Origin of the sequence: Cellulophaga sp. F20128, assembly GCF_023015805.1 — a bacterium.
Classification (GTDB): Bacteria; Bacteroidota; Bacteroidia; order Flavobacteriales; family Flavobacteriaceae; genus Cellulophaga.
In genome coordinates this window covers 1-26,762 of record NZ_JALKBA010000015.1, presented here as the reverse complement: position 1 = coordinate 26,762, position 26,762 = coordinate 1, and the positions used below count along the sequence as shown (strand labels likewise).

Sequence of the window (26,762 nt, the reverse complement as noted above, 5' to 3'; positions counted from 1 at the left end):
GCGTAATTTACTTTGATGTTAGGGTGTTTATCTTTTGCAATGCCTCTTTATATTCTTCCTTAGAATTGGCATTTAGTAAGACGTTGTCTAGTTCTGGAAATACCAATTTAATATCTGAATTTATTAAAAATTTCCGTGGGCAACTTCCATTTCCAGCCTTTAAATACAAAACAGCCTGTTTTAAAGCTTCTGGCTCCCATATAGCACACAAAGGTTCTGGCAATTGACTTTCTTTGGTTGCAAAAGCTGTGGCAAGTTTGCTGCTATCCCTTTGGCTTATCAATTGCTGTACTGCCTCTAGATCTAATAGCGGTAAATCACAGGCCACTACCAACCATGCCGCCTCTGGCGCATAATGGTGTGCGCTGAGCAAACCATTAAAAGGTCCCCTAAATTTATTTTCATCAATGATAACCTTGGTTTCAGACGAAAATTCATCTCGTTGATCTTCCCGAATACTCCAATAGGTGTTTTCGCAAACTGTGGTCAATACATTGTACAAATATTCGCGTTGCGGAATTCCGTGGTACAAAATCACCCCTTTGTCCGTTCCCATCCGGGTACTTTTACCACCCGATAATACCAGTCCGTTTAGTTTTAAATGCTTCAAATTAAATGCTACAATTAAGTTGTTTCTATGTCTGTTTCAATATTTTCCCATCTATATATACCACAAATTGATAGATCCGTAATTAACCTCCTATGGAGGTCATGGAGTTACTAAAAACTGTAGCATATTTCTCTTGTGCCTCAAAACCCGTTTTTGCACGACTCCCAACAGCCTCTAGAATCCGTTCTTTTACAGCTTCCTCAGAATTGTTGGTTCTTAAAATCTCTCGTAAGTTGCCACTTGGTTTTGCATAAAGGCAAGTGATAATATCGCCAGTTGCGGAAATACGCAAGCGATTGCAACTCCCACAAAATGTTCTACTAAAAGAGGGAATTAAACCAAAGGTACTTTTATGTCCCTTAATTCTATAGTTGATGGAGGTTGATGTTGCTGGCGATTCCAATTCCGTAATCTCTGGAAAAGCATCCGTGATGTGTTTTAGAATTTTTTTATAGGTCCATTTAATAGTTAAAAACTTTTTAGAGCCACCATTAAATGGCATTTCTTCTAAAAATCGGACCGATACATTGTAATGCTGCATCAGCTCTAAAATTGGAATGATATCTTCCGTGTTTTGATTTTCGAGTACAATAAAGTTGATTCGAACATTAAAACCTTCTGAAATTAACCGAATTAAGTTATTGTGAACCAAATCATACTCATTTCGTCTGGTAATCTTATTAAAGGTTTCTTTATTAATAGCATCCAAACTAACATTGATATTGGTAATCCCCAAGGTTTTTAACTCATCAATATACGGGCCAATTAAAGTAGCATTGGTAGTAATAGAAATATCATTTAAACCTTCTAATACAGCCAATTTGCGAAGTAAAACCATCAGGTCCTTCCGCACAAAAGGTTCCCCTCCAGTTATTCTAATTTTATCGATACCTTGAGCAACAAGTATTTCACTTAATTTAGAAAGCTCGTCTATGGTAAAGAGTTTATTATTTTTAGCAAAATTTATTCCCTCTGCGGGCATGCAATAATTACAACGTAAGTTACAACGGTCTGTAACTGCTAAACGTAAATAATTTATGGTTCTATTGTGATTGTCTATCAGCATATTTCCTTTTCCTTTATCTATAAATTATCCTCCGCTAACTGGTGGTATTAAAGCAATTTCATCGGTCTGTTTCAACAGAAGGCTATCATCTGCATATTCATTATTTACCGCAATTGCCAACGATGATAGATTTTCTAAGTTTGGATACTCTTGTGTTAAATACATTTTTAAATCCTGAACTGTCTTAAGTTTATCTTTAACAATATCAGAAAGCATTAAAGTGTTTTTCCCAATAATATCTTTGGTAACACCAAATAATAAAACGGTCATATTATCCTAAAATTTCCTTTTTTGTGTTGTTCATCAATTCGTATTGTTTGGTAAAAGGTTGTTTTAAAAACCGATTCCCTGTAGCGGCTTTAAGGGCATTTGCCACGGCTGCACCAGCCGGTGGTAAAGTTGGCTCTCCCAAGCCCGTTGGTGCTAAGTTATTTTGTATAAAATGCGTTTCTACCAGAGGTGCTTCCTTCATGCGAATTAATCGATAGGTATCAAAATTTTTGGATGATGGCACACCATTTTTAAAGGTAAAATCACCATACATTGCATGACCAATACCATCTACAACTCCACCCTCTGCCTGGTTCCTGGCTCCTAATGGGTTTACAACAATACCACAATCTATCACACAAGTTACCTTTTTAACAACGGGCTCTCCATTTTCCATCACCACATCTGCAACTTCAGCCACATGCGAATTGTGACAGTAATAGGCTGAGAATCCTTGGTAGATATGATCTGGCTTATTGCCCCAACCCGATTTTTCAACCGCCATTTTTATAACACCCTCCAGACGTTCTGGAGAATATTGAATTCTGTCGTCTGTTGTGCCCTTTACTTTCTGCAACAAATCTAATCGCATTTGCACCCGATCTATTTGTAACTCATCGGCCAATTCATCAAAGAAACTTTGTTCTGCAAAGGCTAAAAAGTTAGTATAAGGGGCACGCCAGGCACCTGTGGTAATTTTACTTTGGTAATTGGCAGCATCTACTTGATAATTTTCTATAGCTCCGGCCGGGAAAAAGTTTGGTATTAGTCCGTACATATTCCCATTTATGGCAGCTTCTGTTAGGTGATACCCTGTTATCTGTCCGTCTTTTATGGAAGCTCTAATCTTATATTTAGATGCGGGTCTATAAATACCATCTGTCATATCATCCTCCCTAGAGAAGACCACTTTTACCGGTTTTTTAGATATATTGGATATAGTTGCCGCTTCCACTGCAAAATCCCCATACAATCGTCTCCCAAATCCGCCTCCCATACGTGTCATTTTTAAATGCACCTCTTCAGGTTTTCTTCCCAAACTAGCGGCAATCCCGGCTGCAGTTCCTTGAGGCGTTTGTATAGGTCCCACCAAAAATATTTTCTCGGGAGTTACATGCGCAAAGAAATTCATAGGTTCCATGCAATTGTGTGGTAAAAAAGGAGCTTCATAAGTACGCTCCAAAATTTTATCGGCTTGTGCAAAGGCTTTTTTTACATCACCATCTGCCCGTAAAACATCAACATCATTCCCCTCTAATAGAGCTAATAGGATCTTATCGTGATCTTCTGTACTTTCTAGTTCTTCATCAGCTTTCCATTGGGCAACTAGGGCCTTTTTAGCTTTCATTGCAGACCAAGTATCCTTGGCTAAAACTGCTATTTTATTATCAAATTTTATAATATCAATAACGTTTTCCGAAGCTCTAGCGGCCGTATCATCATAAGACTCTAAGGTCTGACCAAAGGCAGGCGGCCGCAAAACAGAGGCATAAACCATCCCTTCTGTCTTGTAATCCAGGCCAAACAATGGCTTCCCTGTAATTATTTTATCCATATCTACATTGGTAGCGTCTGTACCAATGATTTTAAAATCTTTAGAATCTTTTAAGCTTACATTTTCTGGTACTTCCAAAACCGCAGCGTCTGCTACTACTTCGCCATACCCTAAAGTCTCCCCTTTGGCATTGGTAATTACACCTTCATGTGTTGTACATTCGGAGGCATCTACCCCCCATCGTGCAGCTGCTGCATTCACTAACATTTGTCTGGCTGTAGCACCCGTTTGTCGTAAAGGTTCCCATCCAAAACGAATAGACTGACTACCCCCAGCTACCTGGCGCTGATAATTTACGGTATCCAAATCTCCTTGAACCACATATACATTATTCCAAGCAACATCTAACTCCTCTGCAATAAGCATGGGCATCGCGGTTTTTACACCTTGTCCAATTTCTGGGTTTGGCGAAAAAATAGTAACTGCTCCATTTTCTGCAATTTTTATAAATGCATTAAAATCTTTGTAATCTAATTGGGCTAAATCTACCGGAGGTTTTGCATTGGGTTTGCAGGAATTAAAAAGGTTAAATCCAATTAAAATTCCACCACTGGCCAAGGTAGATGTCCGTATAAAGCCTCTTCTACTAAATGCTATTTTTGATGTTGACATGGTTGTTGCTTTTAAATATATTATTAAACTAATTTATCTGCAGCAACTTCTACTGCCTTGTGTATTCTATTGTAAGCTGAGCACCGACATATATTACCGTGCATTGCATTCTTGATTTCTTCAGAAGACGGACTAGCGTTTTTTGCCAAAAATGCAGAAGCTGTCATTATTTGTCCAGCTTGGCAGTAACCACATTGTGGTACATCAACCTCTTTCCATGCCTGTTGTACCGGATGTGAGCCATCATGAGACAAACCTTCTATTGTAGTAATGGCTTTACCAGCCAATTGGCTTATTGGCATAGAACAACTCCGCGCAGCATTACCGTCTATATGAACGGTACAAGCTCCACATTGTCCAATACCACAACCAAACTTGGTACCAACTAAGTCTAACTGATCTCTTAATACCCACAACAAAGGAGTATCTTCACTAACATCAACTGTTTGTGTTTTACCATTTAAATTAAGGGAGTATGTTGGCATAATTTGTAGTTTTTTAAAACGATCTAAAGAATCGTTGGTTTTTTGCTTCCCCAATTTACCAAAAAAAATAGAAGTATTGTTTCAATTTAACAATAACTTAGAAAGGTATTTCTAACATTCTAATACACAAATAGTACCTGCCTTTAATCTTAGATTTAAATCTTAACACTTTTTAACAAACAAAACGTGGTAACTCCTATAATTTTGTAGTCATTAGTACGTTTAACTAAAGAACATAAAATATAGTATATGAAACTGAACTTAAAATTTCTTACCCTTTTTTGCCTAACAGCAGTATTGTTTTCTTGTGGAAATGCGGATGATGATGTTGATTTTAATTTTAACAATCAAGGCGAATTGGGAGAAGGAGAAATTGTAGATGATTGTCTAGGATTGGGGGAAAACCAATTAATTCTTTCTATACAAGACCAATACACAACAAAACCCGGAAAAGTGTCTATCTTCTTTAAGGTTTCCGATAAGGATGGTAATCCGGTATCTGGATTAACCGCTGAAGAATTTACGATTTATGAACAAGGCCGGAATGACGATTGCTTTAATACCATATCTACTTCAGAATCTTTTGCGAGAATATCTCCAAATTCTCAAATTTTTAGCAATAGCACACTTTTGGTGTTGGATTTAAGTAATAGTGTATTAAGCAGTAGTTTGGAAGAATTAAAAGCTGCATCTGTTAGCTTTATCAACAATGTAATGGCCACAGAAACAGAGTCTTTTAAAATGTCTATTCTTTGGTTTGATGGAGAAAATAAATTGCATGAGCTTAATCCACTTACATCTTCTAAAGACGAACTGATTGGTTCTATAAATGGTATCACTACAGATATCAGTAATGATCCTTCAACAGATTTATATGGTGCTGTTATAAAAGCAACTGATCTCGCTAGCGATTTAATTAAGGCGAGTACCACTAAAAGTGTCATCGGAGCTTCATCGGTTGTTATTTTTACCGATGGTACCGACCAGGCTTCACGTTATACAAAAGCAGCTGCCTTAAAGAAAGTTGAAGATGCTAATGCCAATATTTCCTTTTTTACGATTGGTTTAGGAAGTGAAATTGACACACAAGTGTTAGAAGATTTAGGAAAAACATCGAGTGTATTTGCAAGTAATAAAGAAGAATTAGAGGATACATTTAATGATATATCATTTAAAATATCTGAAAGAGCAAATAGTTTTTATTTGTTTGAATATTGTACACCAAAACGTGATGGCAGTGGTACTAACAATTTAGTTATTCAGGTTAAAAACCAAAGCAGACAAGGGGCGGTGCAAACAAAGTTTAGCGCAAACGGGTTTACCGGAGGTTGTGAATAGGACTTTGCACGTATAAAGTAAAAAGGGAGTTTCATACTGAAACTCCCTTTTTTTTATGGTATAAAGTAGGGTTTATAGGGTGGTAGTTGTTTAATATATAGAGGATAATCCTCGAGCTGATACGCAATCACTTTATTGAACAAGCTTAAAACTACAAACCATGGAAACAATTAAAGATATTATTGAAAATAGTGCAATTGGTAATGCTTCTTTTATTTATCAAACTATGGTACTCAGTATTTTTGTGAGTATTGTAATTACAGCAATCACCATGCTGGCAATTCTTTTAAAAAATGCATCACAACTCACGGTTACCTTTGGCTATTAACTCAAGGTTTTAAAACCAAGGCATTTTTAAAAAAACCATCTCCTGTTTCTAAGTCGATTAGAAAGCCATTAACCACGGCATATTTTAGTTTGCCATCTTTCTCTAAAAAGAAATTTGGGGTTTTCCCCGGATTTAACCGAAAGGATTTTGCAGGTGTATACGTGGTGGTAACAATATTTAAGGGTAAATTTGTAATTTTCAAGGTAGCCGGTAAATTTTTTACAGCTACATATAGGTATCCTTCTTTAACAATCTCTAGCGGATTTAAGTTATTAAATTCTTCCAATGTATCTAAACTTCTAGGGTACACTTTTCCATCCCTTACTGTATATCCGGTAGCATCAAGTGTCCTATACCCATAAAAAGTAGAAAGATCTCCTTGGTCTATGATTTTACTACTGTAATAAAAATTGCCTTTTCTTCCAGTATCAACTTCTGAGTGATTAATTCCCAAATCTAATTGGTACTTTTTTCCCAATAATGGATACGTCACGTTCACTATTTTTAGATCGAATAATTTTCGGTCGTTTTCCGGTATTTTCTCGTATTCATCAATAGAAATAGTATGATAAGAATTGTTGGCAATAGCATAAATAGCAGAGAGGATAGAAACGTAATTTAATTTTCTTATTTCTTGTTTTTCAATATCATCATAATTTCCACCAGACTCTATTAAAATGGCACTCGTTCCCCATTTCTGGATATTATCACCAAAAGCCCTAGGCTCAAAATCATCATTATACCTACCTACTTGTCCGGGTGCATATTTCTGGATAATAGCATTCATATAGACAATAACTTTCATAGCATTACTACGTACCTCATTAATCTCTTTCTCATAATTATATGCTGGAGCCAAATACGAAATGGTGGCTGGTTTCGCTGTACGTTCTGCATTGTAATAGGTACTTTGATCGTGTAAATTAAAACCAAAATCGGCCTTGAGACTATCCCGTACGCGTTTTAATAGTTGGCCTTCCGGAGATTGAAGTTGTAAGGCATCTCTATTAATATCTATCCCTAAGGCATTTCTTCTTGCAAAAACTTCGGCACCATCTGGATTTAACATGGGTAAGAAATGAAGGCTAAGGTTATCCAGAATTTCTTCTTTTTCTTTTTGAAAAGAATGATGATTAAAAAAGTTTAGAATATCAAAAATTGCTTGGGTTGCTGTGGGTTCATCACCATGCATTTGCGACCATAAAAATACATTTACAGGGCCAGTTCCTATACTTACTAGTGAAATACTTCGACCTTCAATAGACTGTCCCACTTTTTTAACCTTAAACTTGTTATTAGCGGAAAAGGCTTTTAGTAAGGGACTTAATTGCGCATGTTTAATTCTTCGTTTATCTAAAGAACTTTCCCTATAGTCATTGTAGGTTCCATAAAGCGAAGTAGTAATATCTTTATTTTGCGAGTAAGCACCAGAAACTAAGGTAAGAATCACTAAAATTGTTATTGTAAGAGGTTTCATATTGTGTATATTTAGATAACTGCAAGATAGCAATAGTCCTTAAGAAAAAACGAGTATTTTTGGAAAGTGAATCCTTCATTCGTTATTATGAAAAAAGTAAAAATAGTACTACTGGTTTTAGTTTTAACCGTCATTGCAGTTGCCGTTTACAACTACCCGAGATTAAATATGATTTCTGGCTATGCTGCTAAAAATATGGCGTCCAGTGTTTTTTTAGCCAATCGGTTAGAATCAAGTATAAATGAGGTAGATAACAACATACCCCTGATCAAAAACGCGGATTCCAAGGTAGATACTGCATCAAAAAGTGCTACTGCAAGCGTTTATGGTTTGCTAGAGCGCAAGGCAATATATAGGGAGGGGTTAGGAGCTGTTTTAGTCCCGAATGACACAGACATTTCAAGATTCACTTTAAAACCGAAGCGGAACCAGATACCAACGGATTTAGCTTTTCCTTACGGTGAAAAAGAACAAGAAGACACCATTTTTGCTAATATTAGGTATACAAGCTTAGACAAGGGAGTTGATTTTGCTTTTTCAAGTCCGGAAACACAAAAAACCAAAAGTGTAATAGTTGTTTATAAAAATAAAATTATCGCAGAAAAATATGCGGGAGATATAACCAAAAACACTAAGGTTTTAGGTTGGTCTATGACGAAAAGTATTATAGCAACACTTTACGGAATTCTTCAGTTTGAAGGAAAATTAAATATAGAAGATGCTGCACCTATACCAGCTTGGCAACAGGATGATCGCAAAAACATTACATTAAACCATTTGTTGCGTATGCAGAGTAGCCTGGCCTGGGAAGAGGATTACACCAAAATTTCAGATGTTACTCAAATGCTATTTTTAGATGCAGATATGACACTAGCGCAACAAGAAAAGCAAGCCTTGGCAAAACCTACTGAAATTTGGAACTATTCCTCAGGTACCTCCAATCTATTGTCTGGTATTCTAAAGACTAAATTTAACACCCTCCAGGAATACTTAGATTTTCCGTATACCGATTTAATAGACAAAATAGGGATGCATTCTATGGTCTTAGAGGCCGATATGGAAGGGAACTATGTAGGTTCTTCTTACGCTTGGGCCACTACACGGGATTGGGCAAAATTTGGGTTACTATACTTACACAAGGGAAACTGGAATGGCACGCAGATCTTTGAATCGGACTGGGTAGATTATATTACCAAGCCAACCCTACATTCTAACGGAACCTATGGGGCACATTTTTGGTTGAATGCAGCCGGAAAATTTCCAGATGTACCAAGAGATATGTATTCTGCCAATGGCTTTCTAGGACAACGGGTTTTTATTATTCCTTCCAAAGACTTGGTTGTTGTGAGAACAGGACTTGCAGAGGCCCCTTATTTTGATACCAATTTATTTTTAGCTGGAATCATAGCTGCGATTGAACAATGACCTTATTTTCAAAGCTTTTCTAATAACGTCCTCGTTGTAATAAGTCGGTTACCACAGCTATGAAACAGAGCACTGCTGTAGTATCTATAAAAACGGCTTTAGCTTTTGTAAAAACTCCAGGCATCCTTGTTTTTCCAGAGGAACCCTGGTAAAATATTTAAGGATAACATCATTGTTTTCTAGTCTAACCACATAAAACCATTGGTTTACAACATTAATTTCCCAGAAGTTACAAAGCACTATATATTAGCAGTATAAATAAAACGACATAAAAATTTTCATTTTCATATAGTGTTCTCGTAAAAGAGCCTTGTCTTAATTGACAAGGCTCTTTTTAATTGATTAGCAAATATCTTAATTACTTTTCACCGTTTGCGCATTAAACATAAAAGACTCTTGCAAACGTTCCATCCGTTCATCAAATTTAGTAGAAAATACTAAATACTGACATTTTTCAATGCTTTCAGGGGTTCTAATAACATCTGAAAATAAATTGGGTTTAATTAAAAACTCCGCATCTTCAACGATGAATAATTTTAACTGCCCTAAGTTTATTCCGTTGGAGTAAAAGATCTTATTCAGCCTTTTTGGAGTGGCAATCACTATATCAACACCGTCATAAATATCATCGCGCTGGTCGTCAATTCCTTGCTCTTCATAAGCACAATACACCCGTATGTCCATTCTAAAAATAAAGCGCTTAAATTCTTCTTGTAGTGCCAAGGCTGCCTGTTTGTCTTTTACAAAAATCAAGGCTCGTGGTGCATCTTCAAAAGCTTCACATTTTAACTTCTGCAAGGTTGCCATAACCAATGCAGTGGTTTTACCCGAGTCTTTGGGAGCAATACAAAAAAGATTAGCACCACCTTTAATTTTAGGTAGTATTTGCTTTTGATAGGGCAACTGTTCTGTTATTTCTAAGCGTTCTAAAGCCTCTTTTAACTGAGGGTGCATTTTTTTAAACGACATCTATTTTTTGTTTTGTTATGATTTTTAGGCTGTGATACATACCACAACCACTTATTAATAAACCTACACCACAATAACAGTGTAGTTAACAACATTGATTTTAAAATTCCTTATTTCTATCTTACTTTAGTAGTGTACAAAAAAAGAAATAAAAATTTTCATTTTCATATAGTGTTCTCGTAAAAAGAGTTTTGTCTTCATTGGCAAGACTCTTTTTTAATTTTACACTTAGCGTAAATTGTTTACGGAATCCATTTGTCCTTTCCAAAGTCGGGCTTACGCTTTTCTAAAAAGGCATTTCTACCTTCCTTAGCTTCTTCTGTCATATACGCTAATCTTGTCGCTTCTCCTGCAAATACTTGTTGCCCAACCATACCATCATCTGTTAAGTTCATAGCGAACTTTAGCATTTTTATAGAGGTTGGTGATTTTTCTAATATTTCTTGCGCCCATTGGTAGGCTGTTTCTTCTAACTCGTCATGTGGAATTACAGCATTGACCATGCCCATATCAAAGGCCTCTTGAGCAGAGTAATTACGTCCAAGAAAGAAAATTTCTCGTGCTTTTTTCTGTCCTACCATTTTTGCCAAATACGCAGAGCCATACCCTCCATCAAAACTAGTAACATCGGCATCTGTTTGTTTAAAAATGGCGTGTTCCTTGCTCGCCAAGGTTAAATCGCATACAACATGCAAACTGTGTCCCCCGCCTACAGCCCATCCTGGAACAACAGCGATAACAACCTTTGTCATGAAGCGTATTAAACGTTGTACTTCTAAAATATTAAGCCTATGCATACCATCTTCACCAACATAACCTTGATGCCCCCTAGCCTTTTGGTCGCCCCCACTACAAAAAGAATAGATCCCGTCTTTGGTAGAAGGGCCTTCTCCTGATAATAATACGACACCTATTGAGGTGTCTTCTTGTGCGTCATAAAAAGCCTTGTACAACTCACTTGTTGTTTTTGGACGAAATGCATTGCGCACATTAGGTCTATTAAAAGCGATACGTGCAACACCATTACATTTCTTATAGGTGATATCCTCAAATTCTTGTGCAACTTGCCATTCAATTTCTTTCATTTCTTGTAATTATTTATTCGCTTTCTCTTGAATATATTTAGACAGGTATTTGGTACTGGCCATGGAATGGTGCAACAACATACTGCCAATGAAATTCTTATTTCTATGCTTTTGTAAGCCTTTCTGCAAAGTACTAATTTTATTAGAGAGTTTGGTTTCTAAAATGGTTCTAGAATAGTATTTGTTATGTATTTCCATGCCCTTTTTTTGTGCAGCTAACCAAAGTTCCTCATTTGTATACAGTGTAATAGCTGCCGATACAAAGCTTTCAAGGTCAGGAGCAATTTCTCCTCCCCATGGCAAATTGCCGTGCATACCTTCGGCCCCTATATCTGTAGTTACACTGGGCAAACCAGTACGCATCCCATCTATTAATTTTCCTTTAATTCCTGCTCCAAATCGCAGAGGCGCAAGGTTCACCCTTGCTTTTAGCAGTACATCCGTTATTTCATTTGTCCAACCCTCTACAAAAAAACCGAGCTTAGGGTTGTGCTTCTCTTTAATTTGCTGGGGCAAATAGGCCCCGTATATAAAAACACTTGCCTTGGGAAGCGTTGCTCTAATTTTTGGCCAAATAACCGTATACAACCACAAAACAGCATCTACATTGGGTTTGTGCTTGCCATTACCAATACAGACAAAACCTGTTCTCTCTGTACTTTTATTCCATTTGGCTGTCGTGGCAGAATCTATACCGTCTAGCATAAATGGTAAAAGCAACAATAATTCCTTAGCAATTCCAAAAGTTACTTGCAATATTTCCATTTCATAACTAGATATTATCAATGAAAAATCGCACCTATAAATACTGGCTACCTCCCTTTTGGTGATGTCCTGAGCTTTTAGATCATGTTCTGTTACTGTTCTATTCTCATTCTTAAATCCTTTTTCTCTCGCTGTCCGTAAAAAATGAAGATCTTCCGTATCTAGAATTCGAAGTGCATTGGGTGAATTTTGAGCTATCCGCCATCCAAACTGCTCTTCAGTTAAAAAGCGATCAAACAAAACAATATCAGGGTTAAGGTCTAAAATAAAGGCATCAAAACTAGCGTTGTTTAATTGAATTTCTTTTTCACAAACCCCCATTGCACTCAAATCATTAGAGTAGATTGTCTTGGCAGCTGTACTCGCAAATGTAATGTGATAGTTTTCCGCTTTAAAAAAACGTATTAATTGCATCATTCTGCCACCAGCAGCCGTAGTAACGGACTCTGGCCAAACAAAACCGACAATTAAAACTTTCTTCAACTTAGTGTTATTTTACATTCTAGAAGAGAACTTTTGAGAAATCCGCGACCGTAACTTACGCTCATAATCTTCCTCTAACCATTCCTTATAATTTTTTGTATTGTTCATTATACAATACGAATATTGACGCACCCGAAAAGCAATTTCCTCCTTTAATTTTTTGGCCAGGATACGCGCATCAAACACATCTTCACTATTTTCTGAACAAATTTGAGCGTGTTGCTCTATACTTTTTTCTAAAACCGATTTGGATTTTAAGCCTTGTGCAAACGCTTTTTTATACTCCCCTTTAATGTCAAAAAAAATGTTTTCAGATTTAGAAAATTCATCTTTTAGTTCTTGTGGCATTTCATACACAAAATCGCGCTCTATTTCTTCATCATTCTTTATATTTTCCAAATAGAATTCTGGAAAATGAAAAATTTCTTGCCAGTCTACAGGTTCACTCCATAAGCCAAAACGCTTGGCGTTATTGCCCAAATCAATAACCGTGAATACATCTTTTGTGGGCATCACTCGAGACCCACGACCTATCATTTGAAAATATAAGGTTAGTGACCGTGTAGCCCTGTTTAAAATAATGGTCTCTACGGTTGGTTCATCAAAACCAGTAGTTAAAATACTAACTGAGGTTAAAATAGCATCTGGAGTTTTATGAAACCATTCCAAAATTTCTTTCCGCTCCGACGCTGAATTTTTATTGTCTAAATGCCGAATGTCATAACCTGCTTTTTTAAAGGTTTCATATACATAGTAAGATGTATTTATACCGTTGTTAAAAATAAGGGTTTTGGTGCCTTTACTTAATTCTTCATAAGCGGTTAGCAATTTGCTTTGCATGGAGATATTACCGTACAATTCATCCGAAGATTTTACGGTATAATCGCCATTAATACCTAGTTTTAAGGTTTTAAGACCCACATCATAACTATACTGATTGGCCTTGGATAAAAATTTTCTTTTAATAAGCGATTTTATAGACTCTCCAATAATTAACTTTTTATAGTTGTCCTTCATGGGCAACTTAATATTGGAACTTAAAGGAGTTGCGGTAACCCCTAAAATGGAAGAGTCTTTAAAGTATTTAAACAACTTGCGAAACGAGTTGTAGTGCGCTTCATCTATGATAACGAGGCCTATATTATTCATTTCCCCTACATCGTCTTGCAGTCTATTTTTTAAAGTTTCTACCATGGCCACAAAGCACATGTATTCATCCTGATCATTGAGGTCTTTTACACTGCTATTAATAACCATATTGTGAACTCCAAAACCTTTGAGCATTTTAGACGTCTGTACGCTTAACTCAATCCTATGGGTAAGCACCACGACTTTTTTATTGGTCTCTGCAATATACTTCCGTGCTATTTCAGAAAAAATCACAGTTTTACCACCACCCGTTGGCAATTGATATAACAAATTTGCCCCTTTAGGATGCTCATTAAAAAAATCAAAAATTTTATTTAGATCTTCTAATTGATAATCGTATAGTGTTTTTTCTGTTGTTGTTTTTTGTTGTTCCAAATGGTAAAACTATTACATAATGAACCGAAAATGAACGGTATTCGTTAAAAAATAAACCTTGCAAAATTAGGAGATTTTACGCTTAAATAAAACTTATCTGCAGAAATCTAAAAAAAGAAATTATTCGCTGCATAAATTCTTTTTAATCAATACTGTCTAAAGCTCTAGAAAAACCGTCGGATAATGGCCAATTCTTATCTTGTGTTTCTTTATAAATGTACAGAATACGCTCTTTAAACTCTGGTAAAAGAGCGTGCATGGCGATATATTGTACGGCTTGCTCAAAAGAGTTTAGCATACTTTTATAAAAACTATCCTGTACGTTTTTATGCTGTGCAAATTCTTGTGCAATTTCTAAGTTATAGAGCATTACATCTGCCACCAAAGGAGCATGAACCCCTAATACTAGAAAGTTTTTAATATATTTTTGAGCTACAGACCTTCGAGCTCTTGGTCTTTTGCGCTTAACTGGAAAGTATTCATTGGATATTTTAAGCTTCGCTTCTTGAATTAATTTTTCTTCTTTTGGATTAAAGGCAAAGCTATAATATGACTTTACAGCAGGGAATTTTTCGTACAATCCCAAAAGCTGTTCCTCCAATTCCTTCTTTTTTAGGCCCGATAAGTACTTTTTTAATGCTCTTTTACTCATATTTTAGTAGAATGAAGCAGGAAAGTTACCAAATATTAAATTAGTTAGCGCCATTCTTTTCTGATTGTTTCTGATGGTTTCAAGCACTTATAGTTTTAGAATCACTGCTCTATTAATAACTAGCGTATAATATTACTTCTAGTTGTTTGGAAAATAGCGTTTTAAAATGTATACTGTAGTCTTATAATTAAACACATACTGAACATACATATATGAGGCAACTAAAGATAATCAAACAGGTAACAAATAGAGAATCAAAATCATTAGATAAGTACCTGCAAGATATCAGTAAAATAGATTTAATTACTGCTAATGAAGAGGTAGAATTAGCTCAAAAAATACGCGAAGGAGATGAAGCGGCCTTAGAAAAATTAACAACAGCCAATTTAAGGTTTGTGGTTTCAGTAGCAAAGCAATATCAAAATCAAGGACTTAAATTGCCCGATTTAATTAATGAAGGTAATGTTGGTTTAGTTAAAGCAGCGAAACGTTTTGATGAAACTAGAGGTTTTAAATTTATTTCTTATGCCGTTTGGTGGATCCGTCAATCCATATTGCAAGCCTTGGCAGAGCAATCTAGAATTGTACGTTTACCATTAAACAAAATTGGCTCTATCAATAAAATTAAAAAAGCATTTTCTTATTTGGAGCAGGCACATGAACGCCCACCGTCTCCGGAAGAGATTGCCAAGGAATTAGAACTTTCTGTTAATGAGGTAAAGCAGTCCTTAAAAAATTCAGGGAGACACGTCTCTATGGATGCTCCTTTTAAGGAAGGGGAAGATTCTAACCTGTATGATGTTATTAAATATGGAGAGTCTCCTAATCCCGACCAAAAACTTATGCAACAATCTCTAAATACAGAGATTAATAGAGCATTAGAAACCTTATCTCCTAGAGAAGCAGATGTGGTAAAACTATATTACGGTATTGGTGACCAACATTCCATGACTTTGGAAGAAATTGGACAGATATTTGATCTAACCAGAGAAAGAGTTCGACAAATACGAGAAAAAGCTATCAGAAAACTAAAACACAATTCTAGAAGTAAGATTCTAAAAACGTATTTAGGATAGTCTTATATCAAACAAAAAAAGCAACCCTAGGGTTGCTTTTTTTGTTTTTCTTAGCTTGTAAATTAAGAATAATTTAATTTATTAATATTAACTTCCATTAAAATTACATTTAAATTTTCTACAAAATTTAGGTAAGCTGCATTGTTTTGATTTGCCATAACAAAGATTTAGGGATTATACACTTAAGTGACTAGATATAGTCTACTTCAACTAGTTCGTTTAAACTCAAAATTTCATTTAAGTCATAAAGGAAGTTTAAATATTCCTCACCGTAGGTATCATATAACATAGTACGTCTTTAAATTTGGTTAATTTGGGTTTTTTAGCTGCACTAAAACTAATAAAAGAGTATTTATTGAACAATAAAATGTGGTGAATTGATCTTTTTTTGTTGTGTAAACATAGTTTTAATAGCGTAACATCTAAACGAGATGCGATCGATGGTAAAACGTATACCTCACAAATAGCACATTACCTTTGAAATCTATGCGTAAACTTCTTTAAGTTAATCTTCTGTATAAAATTTTGTAGATCCGTGGGTTCTTTTTTAGAAATACTAGCCAATTTAGAGGAGTTAATCTCTAATTCTTCTAATAAAAGGGTATACTCTAAGGGAACAGAAGAAGAATCCCACTCACCCTCTTCCTCTTGCCGAAACGTTTCTTTTGAACGAATAGAATTTTCTAAGGAAATTATTTTAATCCGGGTTTTTAACAAGGGAATTATTCTGGCTGCTTTTTCTCTTATAAGCGCCTCAGGTGCTTCTAATTCTGAAACTACAAAACTGAGTTCTTTATCATCACCCAACATCGATATTTCGTCTAATAAAATCAGTTTTGCTTCTGTATCACAACAATCGTAGAGTTCCTTAAACACGGTTTGTGGCGGTAGAAAAATAACCTTATTACTTTTCTTTTCATTTACTGAAACATAATTATCTTGAACTACATCCTGACTTTTAGCATTTAAAAATTGTACAAATTCAATATGTTTTTCTTCGTTATGTTTAGAACGGTCTATTGCTTTTCTACGTTTTGAAATACCTTTTCTAGATTTGGATACTCTTGGTTTATTTATGCTCATACTATTTAATTTATTCGCCGCTTAAGCGTTCCAATTCCTTTGCTAACTGTTCCTCTACCATGGCATATTCTTCTGTAAAACCCTCATATAAATAATTGAGGTGTGTTGTATCTACTTCATCACCTACTATGGTAGCCTCCATTTGCAAGAGCCAGCTGTGTAAAGCTTCAATCTTTATCATCTTTAAACCCATTTTAACCTTATGCACACTAAATTTTAAAGATTCAAAATCTTCGTTTTTAATATACACCTTCGTCATCCCTATAAACTCTAAAACATTCATATTAAACAACATCACTAATTCTTGTACCAAGTCTAAATCTCCAATACATTCATTCAATACGGGTGAAAGATTTAAGTTAGAAATACTTTCCTTCGTCGCTATATGATTCTTATTCGTTACTTCCATTGGTTTGGTTTACTAGTATTTTAAATTTGTAAGTTTTAGCAATAGTTCATCAGAACTATATGGTTTTAACAGAAAATCATTAAAACCGTCAGTATCAAATTTAATTTTATTTTTGATATTGTGATCTGTAGAAACCGCCATAATTGGGATTTTTTGTACGCTACGGTTTTGGTGGTTTCGGATACATTCTACAATCTCCAGACCATAGCCATTAGGCACTCTTAAATCTATTAAAATGACATCTATGTTATGCTTCTCAATAATCTTCAACCCTTTTTCGCAATTATCTGAAACAAAGGAGTTGCACTTCCATTTATCCAGGTTCATAGCAATCGTTTTTTGATTGGACATTTTATTTTCAAAAATCAATATTTTCAACCCTTTAACTGAAATTGCTTCAGGATTTGTCACTTTCTTTTCTGCTGTTTTAAAAGGTATGGTAAACGTAAATACAGTACCCACTCCTGCCCTACTAGAAACATAAATTTCACCACCAAGAACTTCTACCATTTGTTTTACAGTGCTTAAACCTAAGCCAGAATGTGGTTCGTTTTTTTCCTTATACGGATCAAAAACGTTTTTTAAGCTGGCATCCGATATTCCGTCACTTGTATCACAAACTTCAAATTCTAATAACCTATTATTTTTATATACTTCCTTAACTTTGGCCTTGAGCAAAATTTCTCCTGCTCTGGTATTCTGAATAGCATTACCAATTAGGTTTAGCAGTATTTGAGATAATTTTGAAGGGTCACCAAGTAATTCTTCAGGAATATTTGGATCTATCTCTACTTCTAACTTTAAATCGGTATTAAGGATTAATGTATTACACAAAAACAACACATCGCGAATAGCACTATAAAATTTTATGGAGATATGTTCATTTTTCGCTAACCCGGCACCCAATTTAGAATATTCTAAAATATCCTGCGAAACTTCTAACATATTATATGAAGTTCTTTGTATGGCGCTAACCAAGGATAGTTGATTTTCATTTAAATTGCTGTCTAGTAATTGATCTGCAAATCCAAGAATACCGTGTAGGGGTGTTTTAATTTCATTGCTTGCTTTTGCAACTAACAATTGATCCTCACCACCCAAATTATGTAAAAATTCTTGCTTGGATAACCCCTTAGCACTTACTTCCGTTAATTCTTTATTATAATCTGGTTTGTTTACTTCGCCAATAAATAAGAATTGCTTGGATGTAGATAGTTCTACTACATGTCTAAAGTTATTTAAAGCATCTTGCAGCACACAAGCCTCTTCTGTTGATAATTCATCAAAAGAATAAGCAGTAAGTTTTTCTTGCAATACGGCTATGGTAGATTGTAGGCTATCTATTTTCAAGGTGAAATATTTTAAATGAATGTCTCTCTCCAGTATAAAACTGGTTTTACACTTGAGTAAATCTCAATAATATATAAGGTATAGCCAATAATTTGTTCTATATGTTTCTCTTTGTGTTGTGAAATGGCTTTATTTGTACGTATAAACTATTTTATTATGAAACAATTCGCTGTATTTATTAGCATTTTATTCCTTTTCTCTTGTGGAGAAAATGTAAAAAAGAAAGAAGAAAGCCTTCAAGATAAAGCAATGCGTATTCACAAAAAAGTAATTACGATAGATACGCATAACGATTTTAATGTAAAAAATTTCACAGATAGTATTAACTACACACAGCGTTTAGACACCCAAGTAAATATTCCGAAAATGGTAACCGGAGATCTTGATGTTTCTTGGTTAATTGTGTATACGGGTCAGGGAGATTTAACGCCAGAAGGCTATAAAAAAGCGGAAGAAAATGCTATGGCTAAATTTAATGCCATCCATAAGTTGTGTACTGAAATTGCGCCAGAGCAAATTGAGCTTGCACTCACCTCTGACGATGTACGACGCATTGATAAAACAGGCAAAAAAATAGCGATGATCGGCGTTGAAAATGCCTACCCTATGGGTGAAGATTTGGCAAACTTTGAAAAATACCACCAATTAGGAGCCCGCTATATATCGTTATCTCACAATGGTCATAGTCAGTTTTGCGATTCAAACACAGGAGAACAAGATAGCGTTTGGTTGCATAATGGATTAAGTGAACTGGGTAAAAAAGCGGTTGTAGAAATGAATCGATTGGGAATTATGATCGATATTTCGCACCCTTCAAGTGAATCCATGAAACAAATGGTTGCTTTGAGTAAAGCACCTATTATTGCCTCTCATTCCTCATCCAGAACTCTTTGCAACCATAGTCGTAATTTAGACGATGAACAATTACTATTGCTTAAAGAAAATGGCGGGGTTGTACAAACCGTTGCTTTTAAATCCTATTTGGATGGCGACAAAAATGAAGCGTGGAACGCACACCTAAATAGTGTAACTAAAAAAGTTGCAGACTCCTTACAATTAAAAATGCATACAGGCGCAGAAATTGCTGCCCTAAGTGCTGAAGATAGAGCTGCTTTTTTTGATGCCCGCTTTAAGGCAAGAGAAATAGCCGAAGCCATAGCTTTACAACAAAAAGACGGACCAAAACCCGTGAATGTGGCCGATTTTGTAGATCATATAGATTATATGGTGCAACTTATCGGTTTAGAACACGTAGGTATAAGTTCTGACTTTGATGGTGGCGGTGGTATTGAAGGTTGGTCTGATGCTTCCGAAACTTTTAATGTAACCTTAGAACTGGTAAAAAGAGGGTATACAGAGCCTCAAATTGAAAAATTATGGGGCGGTAATTTACTTCGGGTTTTGGATGAAGTGCAGGCCGTGGCTAAAAGCCTAACGGAAAGTTAAAATAGGATGAAAAATACAACCCTAAAGATATTAGGCCTTCTCCTCATTGTTTTATTTGCGACTAGTTGTGTATTTGATTTGCAAAAGAAAGAGCAATCTCAACACCTAGAGGCTATGGACTTTACAAAAGAGGACATCCTAGGCACTTGGGTCCCAACTCCTCATAACAAAGCTACAATAAACGATACTACTGCAGTGAAGGCCATCACATTTTATAAAAATTTAACAGCGGCAATTTCATTAGCGGATACTGCTGGTAGTAAGGAGGTAATGGGGCAATGGAAAATTAAAGATACAACCTTGCTTGGCTCGGAATCTGTTCATGTGACCTTTGCTTCAGACCTTGTTCTCAATTTTCGTAGCGATCCTAATCACCAACATATCTATTTGATGGCTGTTGGAGCACTTAACGGAAAAATGGCAGTACAGTTTTCAGGTAATACGCTCCAGAAAAAAATGAAATAATAGGGCTGCTTTAGGAAGGTAGAATTTGATACTAGGCCAATCTATCTCTTACAAATTCTATTTTAGTTTTTCCATGTGGTTTTGGTTTACCGTCTTCACCAAGGTTTACCATAATAATATTATCAACGGTTAAAATGGTTTCCCGGGTCATTTTATTACGCACCTCGCAATTTAAAGTTAAGGAAGAAACACCAAATTTAACCACTGCGATGCCTATTTCAACGATATCTCCTTCTACGGCAGAACTCATAAAGTTAATTTCAGAGATATACTTTGTTACCACTTTATTGTTTTCTAACTGAATAATGGTGTACAAGGCGGCTTCTTCATCTACCCAAGCGAGCACTTTACCCCCAAAAAGAGTTTTGTTTGCATTTAGGTCTTCTGGTTTTACCCATTTTCTAGTATGAAAATTCATAAATATAAGGTTTAGACTACAAAATTAAGGAAATAAAACAGGGGTTACACCCTATGCTGTACCGATTTAGGAATACCCAAATTAAGCCCCATTGTTTTGCTTAAACCCGTAAAAAAAGGGGGTGATAATAAGCGTGACTTCAATTCCAATGGATTAGTATGTAAATAATAGCTGCTTTTATCTCCTCTTTTGCCATAGCCCAAAATATGAATACCGTTTTCTATTTAATTATGGGTCAAGGTTTATAGTCTGCGCTCACTTGTGTATATTTACGTATAAGGGATATAACAGTACACATACAGGAAGCCATGTGTTGTGCATAATTTTAAAGAATATCATCCAATCAATAATATATTATGAGCAAAATCAGAACTCTATTCTTAATTTTTGGACTAATTTTCATTAGTACCATTTCATTTGCACAGAATGAAACTGCCTATTTAAGTTATTATCCAAAAGTAGAATACAATGCTAAAGTTGCTGAAAGTAATACTTCAGACGATGGCACTATTTTAGAAAAAATTGTCATAGACGGATTTGATTCTAGAGTTCCATTCTATAGTATTAAACCAGAAATTAATAAAACAGACCAGTTTGTTATACTTCTTCACGGAATAACTGGAAGTAAAGAAAATTGGGTTAATCCAACATCAAGCCTTTCTACAAAATATGTAAAATTAAAAGATTCACTACTATCAATAGGATACAACGTTATAATACCTGATGCTAAATATCACGGAGAAAGAAGTTATGAAGCCGACTTTGCATCACCAATTTTATTTTATGCAACACAAGATTTACAAAGAATACAAAACCTTTGGTCAACTTCTGTTAAAGATATCAGAGTAATAATGGACTATATGCAATCACTTCCGAATGGGGAACAGATTACTTTTGACGTAGTTGGTTACAGTATGGGTGGATTAATGGCTATTTATTTAAACTCGGTTGATGACAGATTGAACCGAATAGTTGCTTGCGTAGCACCTATAGGAAGTACTCTTAAGGCTGGGATGAGTTTAGGACTCAATGAGGAAAACGCTAAAAAAATGAAGGAACGTTTTTCAAGTGAAATATATGCGCCAATGCAAAAAGCCCCTATTACTTTACTTATGGGAGCAAAAGATGGTTGGTATACAGAAAAGGAGGCACAAGATTTTTATGATAACATAGCGATTAAAGCCAAATCATTGAAATTCTATGAATCAGGACATTATTTGCCTGAAGAATTTATTTCAGATGTAATTACATCTTTAAATAAAAAGTAAAAAAACGCTACATAACAACGGGTAATGCGTAATACGGGGGTTATGGCTGGTTTGAAAATAAAAGTATATTTGATTTGGCCATTTGACAAGAAAAATTAATATCAAAAACAAAAGATTTGGCTCAATGCCGGCTTTAAGAGAAAGTGAAAGCTTAAACCTGCACTGCGCATACCCAAACCGCTTCCAGCTGAATTGAACAAATATCAATTAATGAAACAAAACGAAAGAATAATAATCATTGGTGCGGGACTTAGCGGTCTTACCTTAGCCTATTTATTATCAAAAAAGAATGTGTTTGCAACAGTTTTGGAAGCCTCGAATAGGTCCGGTGGTAGAATACAAACCATAAAAGGAGAAAATGAAACACCTTTAGAATTAGGTGCTACTTGGTTCTCTGATATGCATCCCAACTTAATTTCCCTATTGGATGAATTAGAATTAAAAAAATTCCCTCAATTTTCTAAAGGAAAATGTTTATTTCAAACCAAATCATTTGAACCAGCTCAGGAATTTTATATACCCGAAGCCGAAACGCCATCTTATAGAATTGCAGGCGGAACAGAGCGTTTAATAAATACGCTGTATGAAAAAATAGATGCTGAACAGATTAAACTAAAAACAAAAGTTGTTTCCATTGAAGAAATTGAAAATGAATTAATAGTTGAATCCAATAAAGGAGAAAAATTTATAGCTGATAAAGTGATCTTATGCCTACCTGCTCAGTTGGTGGGTTCGCAAATTAAATTTATCCCTGAATTGCCTAACACTATTTCGGCTGTTCTACCAACAGTACAAACTTGGATGGCGGGAGCCATTAAATTTGTTTTAGAATATTCCGAACCGTTTTGGAGAAAAAATGGATATTCCGGAATGTTGTACAGTCATGTAGGTATTGTTTCTGAAATGTATGACCATACAAATTTTGAAGAAGATAAATTTGGCTTCACAGGCTTCTTGAATGGTAGTTCATCGACCTATACTAAAGCACTCAGAATAGAACTTGTACTAAGGCAGTTAGAAGAACTTTTGGGAAAGGATGCTTCGACTCCTTTAAGTTACCATGAAAAAATATGGACAGACGAATTTATTCTAAATGGTAATCGGATAATCAATATACCACATCAAAATAATGGACATCCGTTATTTCAGAAAACCTATATGGGTGGTAAATTATTTTTTTCAGGGACAGAATCCATTGATAAATTCTCTGGCTATATGGAAGGAGCAATACTTTCTGCGAAAAATACTTTAAAAAAAATATTAATCTAAAAAATCCAGCAGGGAAAAATATACAACCGCAATTACAGCAGTACAATTGAAACGAGAATTTCCTCTCGCTTATCTGATGAGTTTTTTGATTTTGACTTTTAATTGTATTGATAAAAATGACCTATAGAATCTTTATGACCAAAGCTAATATTTAAATTAGTTAGCTCTAATTTAACTTTGCTGCTAATTCCTGCATTTTCGTATAAACGTTTTTAACTTTTGGAGAGTTACATTTTCCTTTTAAATGCTTTACAATAGTATTGCTATTGCCTATTCTATACGATAATTCGTTTTGCATAAGATTTAGATTTTTCCGTTCATAGACGCGCATAACTAATTTAAAAGCATCCGTAACAGTTGTTAAATTATTTCTTGATTTAAAAGCTTTATATATAGGTAGATATTCGGTTTCGATAAAGGATTCTGAAGGTGGGTATAGCTCTGATTCTGTTTTTGAACCATCTGCAAAGGTTTTTACTTCAAAAGTGCGAGTAACTACTTTAGCTGGATTTACAAGATTATTATTACAAAAACTTCCATAGAGATTAGAATATTCTTCATAAAATAATTGAAAGAATGGAGTGTAATCATCGGTAAAACTCTCAAAATCACCCTTATCAAGTAGTTCAATAACATCTTTATAAGTAGTCATTAAAGGAGCTACATATGGAATTAATTCAAAATTAGATTTATCGATTTCCCAATTATCTAATTTACTAGCTGTTAATGTACAATTTGTACCTTCTTTACATCGATATCCAGTTGGCACAAAATCTAAGGTGAAATTTAAAGTTTCTGCATTAATACACTCAGCGCTATACTTATCTATAGCTATTTTTGCAATCCTTGAAAAATCAATAAAAGAAGCTTTTTTTTTATAAAATGTTTTCTCGGTATCGTTTGAAAACATAGGTGCTATATTCATTGTTGCCGTTTTTTGACATTTCCCTTCATAGTAAATTCCTAGGGCTGTAAATATGTCTTTGCCAGTATTTAGCTTAAAAGCATAATCATCACTGGTTTCTTGAAAACCATCTTCCAATTTCCAGTTGTTAGACTTTTTCATGGTTCCTCTATAAATATTCCCTTGGTAAGTTCCCATTTCTATGCGAATTGATTCCAACTCATCGCATTGGGCTAAAAATCCTTTTAAAAGAGGTTTCAACATTTCATGAATTGGTAAATCACTTGAATTACCACTCGCCTTATAAGCATTTAATAAAGTACTTTTATCACCACCGTGGACAAAAGCTGGCCTTAGTATTATTTCTTTAGCGCAAGCACCTCTATAGGTAATATATAAGTCGTCAAGAGAAGAAAGATATGTTCTGTTATTTACTTCTGCAATAAAATCCTTGGGTAAATTTTTAAGACGTGTATATGTGAAATTAGCTTTGTATTTTCCTTCCTGATAAACGACCGAAACGTATTTCTCCGTTTGCTCCCAAATTTTCCCTTCTGGCTTAACCGTCTCCGTCTTTTTTTTATTATTCCCCCATCTTTGTGATTGAACTGGATTCCAAATCAATAGTACTGCAAGAATAATTATAATGTTTAATATTTTTTTCATGCTTTTTTGTCTGACGCTTTGTATTGCTTGAAATTACAAATAATTGTTTAAACACTAATTCACTGACTTAAATTTGTTTTTAGTATTGGTTTTAACCTATAGGTAAGTTTACTTTTTTAATAAATTCTTAAAACATAAATCATGGAATGATATCGGAATAACATTCTATTATTTGAATACACCATTTTTTAGATTAAACGCAATTTTTACTATTTTACAGCAAGAGCCTATCCGGACCATCACTACTTAGATCCTGTAGAACAAAAGAAATTTACACCCATGTAGCCAATAGATCACTTATGGAAATAAAAGATTTATTATCTTAGGCACATAATGTAGATATAGACAATAGTCTATATCCAATTGTTGTGGTGCATTGGACAAAACCATCGAAATTTGAACTAAAAAAGGAAAATGAAGACAATTAATCGAATAATGACGAATATCTGCTCGGACAATTTAGCGGAAAGTCGAGATTTTTACACAAAACTATTTGACTTTAATGTGGACTTTGATAGTGATTGGTTTGTACACTTAATCTCAAAGGACAAAAAACTCGAATTGGGAATAATTGACCGAACGAATGAAATTGTGCCGAAAGATTTTCAAAACAATCCGCAAGGATTTTATGTAACATTTGTAGTTGACAATGCGGACGAAATATTTAAGATTGCGGAATCGGAAAAATTTAAAATTATAAGCGAACCGACTGACACGTTTTATGGACAAAGACGTTTATTACTGAAAGACCCGAACGGAACTTTAGTAGATATTTCATCACCGATTAAGGATTTTGAATTTTAAAATAAATTGCGGATTAGAATGGACGGAAAAATCAATCTAAACGAAAAAAAACGCACCACAACAACGTATATAAAACATAGCTATTACAGGCTATTCGAGAGGTTTGTGTGTATTTACTGAGACCGCCAAATATTTTGATTTGGCTTTTAGAAAAATAAGATAAAAACAAAATGCAAAAGCTTTGGCTAATTGCGTAATCCGAAAAGTAAGCGTCTATTTATACGCTACGTTTCATATACCAACCGTTACCATACATTTGAGAAAAACGATGACAGAAACAAACATTACTACTTCAGAATTAAGAACTGAACCAAATATTGGAAAAAGAATTTTAGCCGGATTTATAGATTATCTAATAATTTACGTATTCGTTTTTATCTATATCTATGCGTTTGGAGAACCAAATGCGGAAGGTGAATATTCTGTAAATGGATTACCAGCACTTGTGCCAATAATCTTTTGGGGAATTATGACTGTCGGACTTGAAATCGGGCTCGGAGCAACACTCGGAAATTCACTCGCAGGAATAAAAGCAATTCCAAAAAGCGGTATTAACCGAAAACTGACTTTTGGTGAATCTTTTAAAAGACATTTACTTGACCCAATTGATATGTTCTTTTTTGGACTAATTGGAATAGTAACAATAAAAAATACAGATAAAAATCAAAGATTGGGAGACATTTGGGGAAACACAATTGTCGTGCGGAATGAAAATCTGACTGAATAATAAACCGAATAAAAACGTATGGTAACACCGTGTATAATTAATGGCTGGTTCTCGCCTACTTACGAAAATCCTCGCGGATTTTCTATTCGGTTTTTATTTGCTAAATTAGGTGCTTAAACACGCCACTAATCATACACAAAACCGTTAGAGGCCATTATAAGTGCCGTGGGGGCATTTTTTCTAAGGTTTGTGTGAATTATGAAAGCGGGCGTTATTTCTTTGTTAATGGATAG

26 protein-coding genes are annotated in these 26,762 nt (G+C 34.9%); 10 read left to right on the top strand and 16 right to left on the bottom strand.

All coding sequences use genetic code 11. The features are described 5' to 3' along the window. Window positions 1-7 precede the first annotated feature (7 nt). The 5 genes from MWU65_RS13330 to MWU65_RS13310 all read right to left on the bottom strand — a co-directional run bounded on the left by MWU65_RS13330 (window position 8) and on the right by MWU65_RS13310 (window position 4,598). The gene (locus MWU65_RS13330) at window positions 8-610 is read right to left on the bottom strand and encodes an NTP transferase domain-containing protein (protein WP_247078644.1); all 603 of its coding nucleotides are present in this window, start codon (window positions 608-610) and stop codon (window positions 8-10) included. A gap of 82 nt (window positions 611-692) precedes the next feature. Beyond that, complete coding sequence (gene moaA, locus MWU65_RS13325) at window positions 693-1,676, bottom strand: GTP 3',8-cyclase MoaA (protein WP_247078643.1); 984 nt, start codon at window positions 1,674-1,676, stop codon at window positions 693-695. 24 nt (window positions 1,677-1,700) lie between these two features. Further along, window positions 1,701-1,946, bottom strand: coding sequence for a molybdopterin converting factor subunit 1 (gene moaD, locus MWU65_RS13320; RefSeq protein ID WP_247078641.1), 246 nt, complete (start codon window positions 1,944-1,946; stop codon window positions 1,701-1,703). 1 nt (window position 1,947) lies between these two features. Next, window positions 1,948-4,113, bottom strand: coding sequence for a molybdopterin cofactor-binding domain-containing protein (locus MWU65_RS13315; protein ID WP_247078639.1), 2,166 nt, complete (start codon window positions 4,111-4,113; stop codon window positions 1,948-1,950). Window positions 4,114-4,136: 23 nt separating this feature from the next. After that, the gene (locus MWU65_RS13310; protein ID WP_247078637.1) at window positions 4,137-4,598 is read right to left on the bottom strand and encodes a (2Fe-2S)-binding protein; all 462 of its coding nucleotides are present in this window, start codon (window positions 4,596-4,598) and stop codon (window positions 4,137-4,139) included. Window positions 4,599-4,847: 249 nt separating this feature from the next. On the opposite strand from MWU65_RS13310, the gene MWU65_RS13305 reads away from it, so the two are divergent. After that, window positions 4,848-5,936: a VWA domain-containing protein gene (locus MWU65_RS13305; protein ID WP_247078635.1), complete on the top strand. Its 1,089-nt coding sequence runs from the start codon at window positions 4,848-4,850 to the stop codon at window positions 5,934-5,936. Between the two features lie 160 nt (window positions 5,937-6,096). Next, on the top strand, window positions 6,097-6,264 hold the full coding sequence (locus MWU65_RS13300; protein ID WP_247078633.1) for a hypothetical protein: 168 nt from the start codon (window positions 6,097-6,099) through the stop codon (window positions 6,262-6,264). A 1-nt stretch (window position 6,265) separates the two neighbouring features. Here MWU65_RS13300 and MWU65_RS13295 read toward each other — a convergent pair whose 3' ends face one another. After that, window positions 6,266-7,741 carry a M14 metallopeptidase family protein gene (locus MWU65_RS13295; protein WP_247078631.1) on the bottom strand — a complete coding sequence of 492 codons (1,476 nt, stop codon included), beginning with the start codon at window positions 7,739-7,741 and terminating at the stop codon, window positions 6,266-6,268. 87 nt (window positions 7,742-7,828) lie between these two features. Here MWU65_RS13295 and MWU65_RS13290 point away from each other — a divergent pair, with 87 nt between their 5' ends. Further along, window positions 7,829-9,166 (top strand): serine hydrolase, encoded by a 1,338-nt coding sequence (locus MWU65_RS13290; protein WP_247078629.1) that lies wholly within the window; start codon window positions 7,829-7,831, stop codon window positions 9,164-9,166. 354 nt (window positions 9,167-9,520) lie between these two features. Here MWU65_RS13290 and MWU65_RS13285 read toward each other — a convergent pair whose 3' ends face one another. From MWU65_RS13285 to MWU65_RS13265, 5 genes are all read right to left on the bottom strand, one after another. Continuing rightward, window positions 9,521-10,135 (bottom strand): DEAD/DEAH box helicase, encoded by a 615-nt coding sequence (locus MWU65_RS13285; protein WP_247078627.1) that lies wholly within the window; start codon window positions 10,133-10,135, stop codon window positions 9,521-9,523. 242 nt (window positions 10,136-10,377) lie between these two features. Further along, complete coding sequence (locus tag MWU65_RS13280) at window positions 10,378-11,220, bottom strand: 1,4-dihydroxy-2-naphthoyl-CoA synthase (RefSeq protein WP_247078625.1); 843 nt, start codon at window positions 11,218-11,220, stop codon at window positions 10,378-10,380. A gap of 9 nt (window positions 11,221-11,229) precedes the next feature. Further along, entirely contained in the window at window positions 11,230-12,468 is a 1,239-nt protein-coding gene (locus MWU65_RS13275) for a glycosyltransferase (protein ID WP_247078624.1), read from the bottom strand. A gap of 12 nt (window positions 12,469-12,480) precedes the next feature. Next, window positions 12,481-13,992: a DEAD/DEAH box helicase family protein gene (locus MWU65_RS13270; protein WP_247078623.1), complete on the bottom strand. Its 1,512-nt coding sequence runs from the start codon at window positions 13,990-13,992 to the stop codon at window positions 12,481-12,483. A gap of 142 nt (window positions 13,993-14,134) precedes the next feature. Continuing rightward, entirely contained in the window at window positions 14,135-14,644 is a 510-nt protein-coding gene (locus MWU65_RS13265) for a DUF6155 family protein (protein WP_247078622.1), read from the bottom strand. Window positions 14,645-14,856: 212 nt separating this feature from the next. On the opposite strand from MWU65_RS13265, the gene MWU65_RS13260 reads away from it, so the two are divergent. Further along, complete coding sequence (locus tag MWU65_RS13260) at window positions 14,857-15,720, top strand: RNA polymerase sigma factor RpoD/SigA (RefSeq protein ID WP_247078621.1); 864 nt, start codon at window positions 14,857-14,859, stop codon at window positions 15,718-15,720. 471 nt (window positions 15,721-16,191) lie between these two features. On the opposite strand, the gene MWU65_RS13255 is transcribed toward MWU65_RS13260, so the two are convergent. The 3 genes from MWU65_RS13255 to MWU65_RS13245 are packed head-to-tail and all read right to left on the bottom strand — an operon-like array spanning window position 16,192 to window position 18,562. Beyond that, entirely contained in the window at window positions 16,192-16,803 is a 612-nt protein-coding gene (locus MWU65_RS13255; protein WP_247078620.1) for a hypothetical protein, read from the bottom strand. 10 nt (window positions 16,804-16,813) lie between these two features. Next, the gene (locus MWU65_RS13250; protein WP_247078619.1) at window positions 16,814-17,212 is read right to left on the bottom strand and encodes a hypothetical protein; all 399 of its coding nucleotides are present in this window, start codon (window positions 17,210-17,212) and stop codon (window positions 16,814-16,816) included. A 12-nt stretch (window positions 17,213-17,224) separates the two neighbouring features. After that, window positions 17,225-18,562 carry an ATP-binding protein gene (locus MWU65_RS13245; protein ID WP_247078617.1) on the bottom strand — a complete coding sequence of 446 codons (1,338 nt, stop codon included), beginning with the start codon at window positions 18,560-18,562 and terminating at the stop codon, window positions 17,225-17,227. Window positions 18,563-18,718: 156 nt separating this feature from the next. On the opposite strand from MWU65_RS13245, the gene MWU65_RS13240 reads away from it, so the two are divergent. Both MWU65_RS13240 and MWU65_RS13235 read left to right on the top strand, forming a co-directional pair. Then, window positions 18,719-20,008: a dipeptidase gene (locus MWU65_RS13240; protein ID WP_247078615.1), complete on the top strand. Its 1,290-nt coding sequence runs from the start codon at window positions 18,719-18,721 to the stop codon at window positions 20,006-20,008. 6 nt (window positions 20,009-20,014) lie between these two features. Next, on the top strand, window positions 20,015-20,473 hold the full coding sequence (locus MWU65_RS13235; protein WP_247078613.1) for a hypothetical protein: 459 nt from the start codon (window positions 20,015-20,017) through the stop codon (window positions 20,471-20,473). A gap of 31 nt (window positions 20,474-20,504) precedes the next feature. On the opposite strand, the gene MWU65_RS13230 is transcribed toward MWU65_RS13235, so the two are convergent. Beyond that, window positions 20,505-20,891 (bottom strand): hotdog domain-containing protein, encoded by a 387-nt coding sequence (locus MWU65_RS13230; protein WP_247078610.1) that lies wholly within the window; start codon window positions 20,889-20,891, stop codon window positions 20,505-20,507. 356 nt (window positions 20,892-21,247) lie between these two features. Here MWU65_RS13230 and MWU65_RS13225 point away from each other — a divergent pair, with 356 nt between their 5' ends. Both MWU65_RS13225 and MWU65_RS13220 read left to right on the top strand, forming a co-directional pair. Beyond that, window positions 21,248-22,159, top strand: coding sequence for an alpha/beta fold hydrolase (locus MWU65_RS13225; protein WP_247078609.1), 912 nt, complete (start codon window positions 21,248-21,250; stop codon window positions 22,157-22,159). 210 nt (window positions 22,160-22,369) lie between these two features. Next, the gene (locus MWU65_RS13220) at window positions 22,370-23,428 is read left to right on the top strand and encodes an NAD(P)/FAD-dependent oxidoreductase (protein WP_247078607.1); all 1,059 of its coding nucleotides are present in this window, start codon (window positions 22,370-22,372) and stop codon (window positions 23,426-23,428) included. Window positions 23,429-23,594: 166 nt separating this feature from the next. Here the strand turns inward: MWU65_RS13220 and MWU65_RS13215 are convergent, their stop codons facing one another. Continuing rightward, on the bottom strand, window positions 23,595-24,998 hold the full coding sequence (locus MWU65_RS13215; RefSeq protein WP_247078605.1) for a hypothetical protein: 1,404 nt from the start codon (window positions 24,996-24,998) through the stop codon (window positions 23,595-23,597). 414 nt (window positions 24,999-25,412) lie between these two features. On the opposite strand from MWU65_RS13215, the gene MWU65_RS13210 reads away from it, so the two are divergent. Together MWU65_RS13210 and MWU65_RS13205 are read left to right on the top strand one after the other, a co-directional pair. Continuing rightward, window positions 25,413-25,802, top strand: a complete 390-nt coding sequence (locus MWU65_RS13210) for a VOC family protein (RefSeq protein ID WP_247078604.1) — start codon at window positions 25,413-25,415, stop codon at window positions 25,800-25,802. A 268-nt stretch (window positions 25,803-26,070) separates the two neighbouring features. After that, on the top strand, window positions 26,071-26,529 hold the full coding sequence (locus tag MWU65_RS13205) for an RDD family protein (RefSeq protein WP_247078602.1): 459 nt from the start codon (window positions 26,071-26,073) through the stop codon (window positions 26,527-26,529). The last annotated feature ends 233 nt before the right edge of the window (window positions 26,530-26,762 follow it).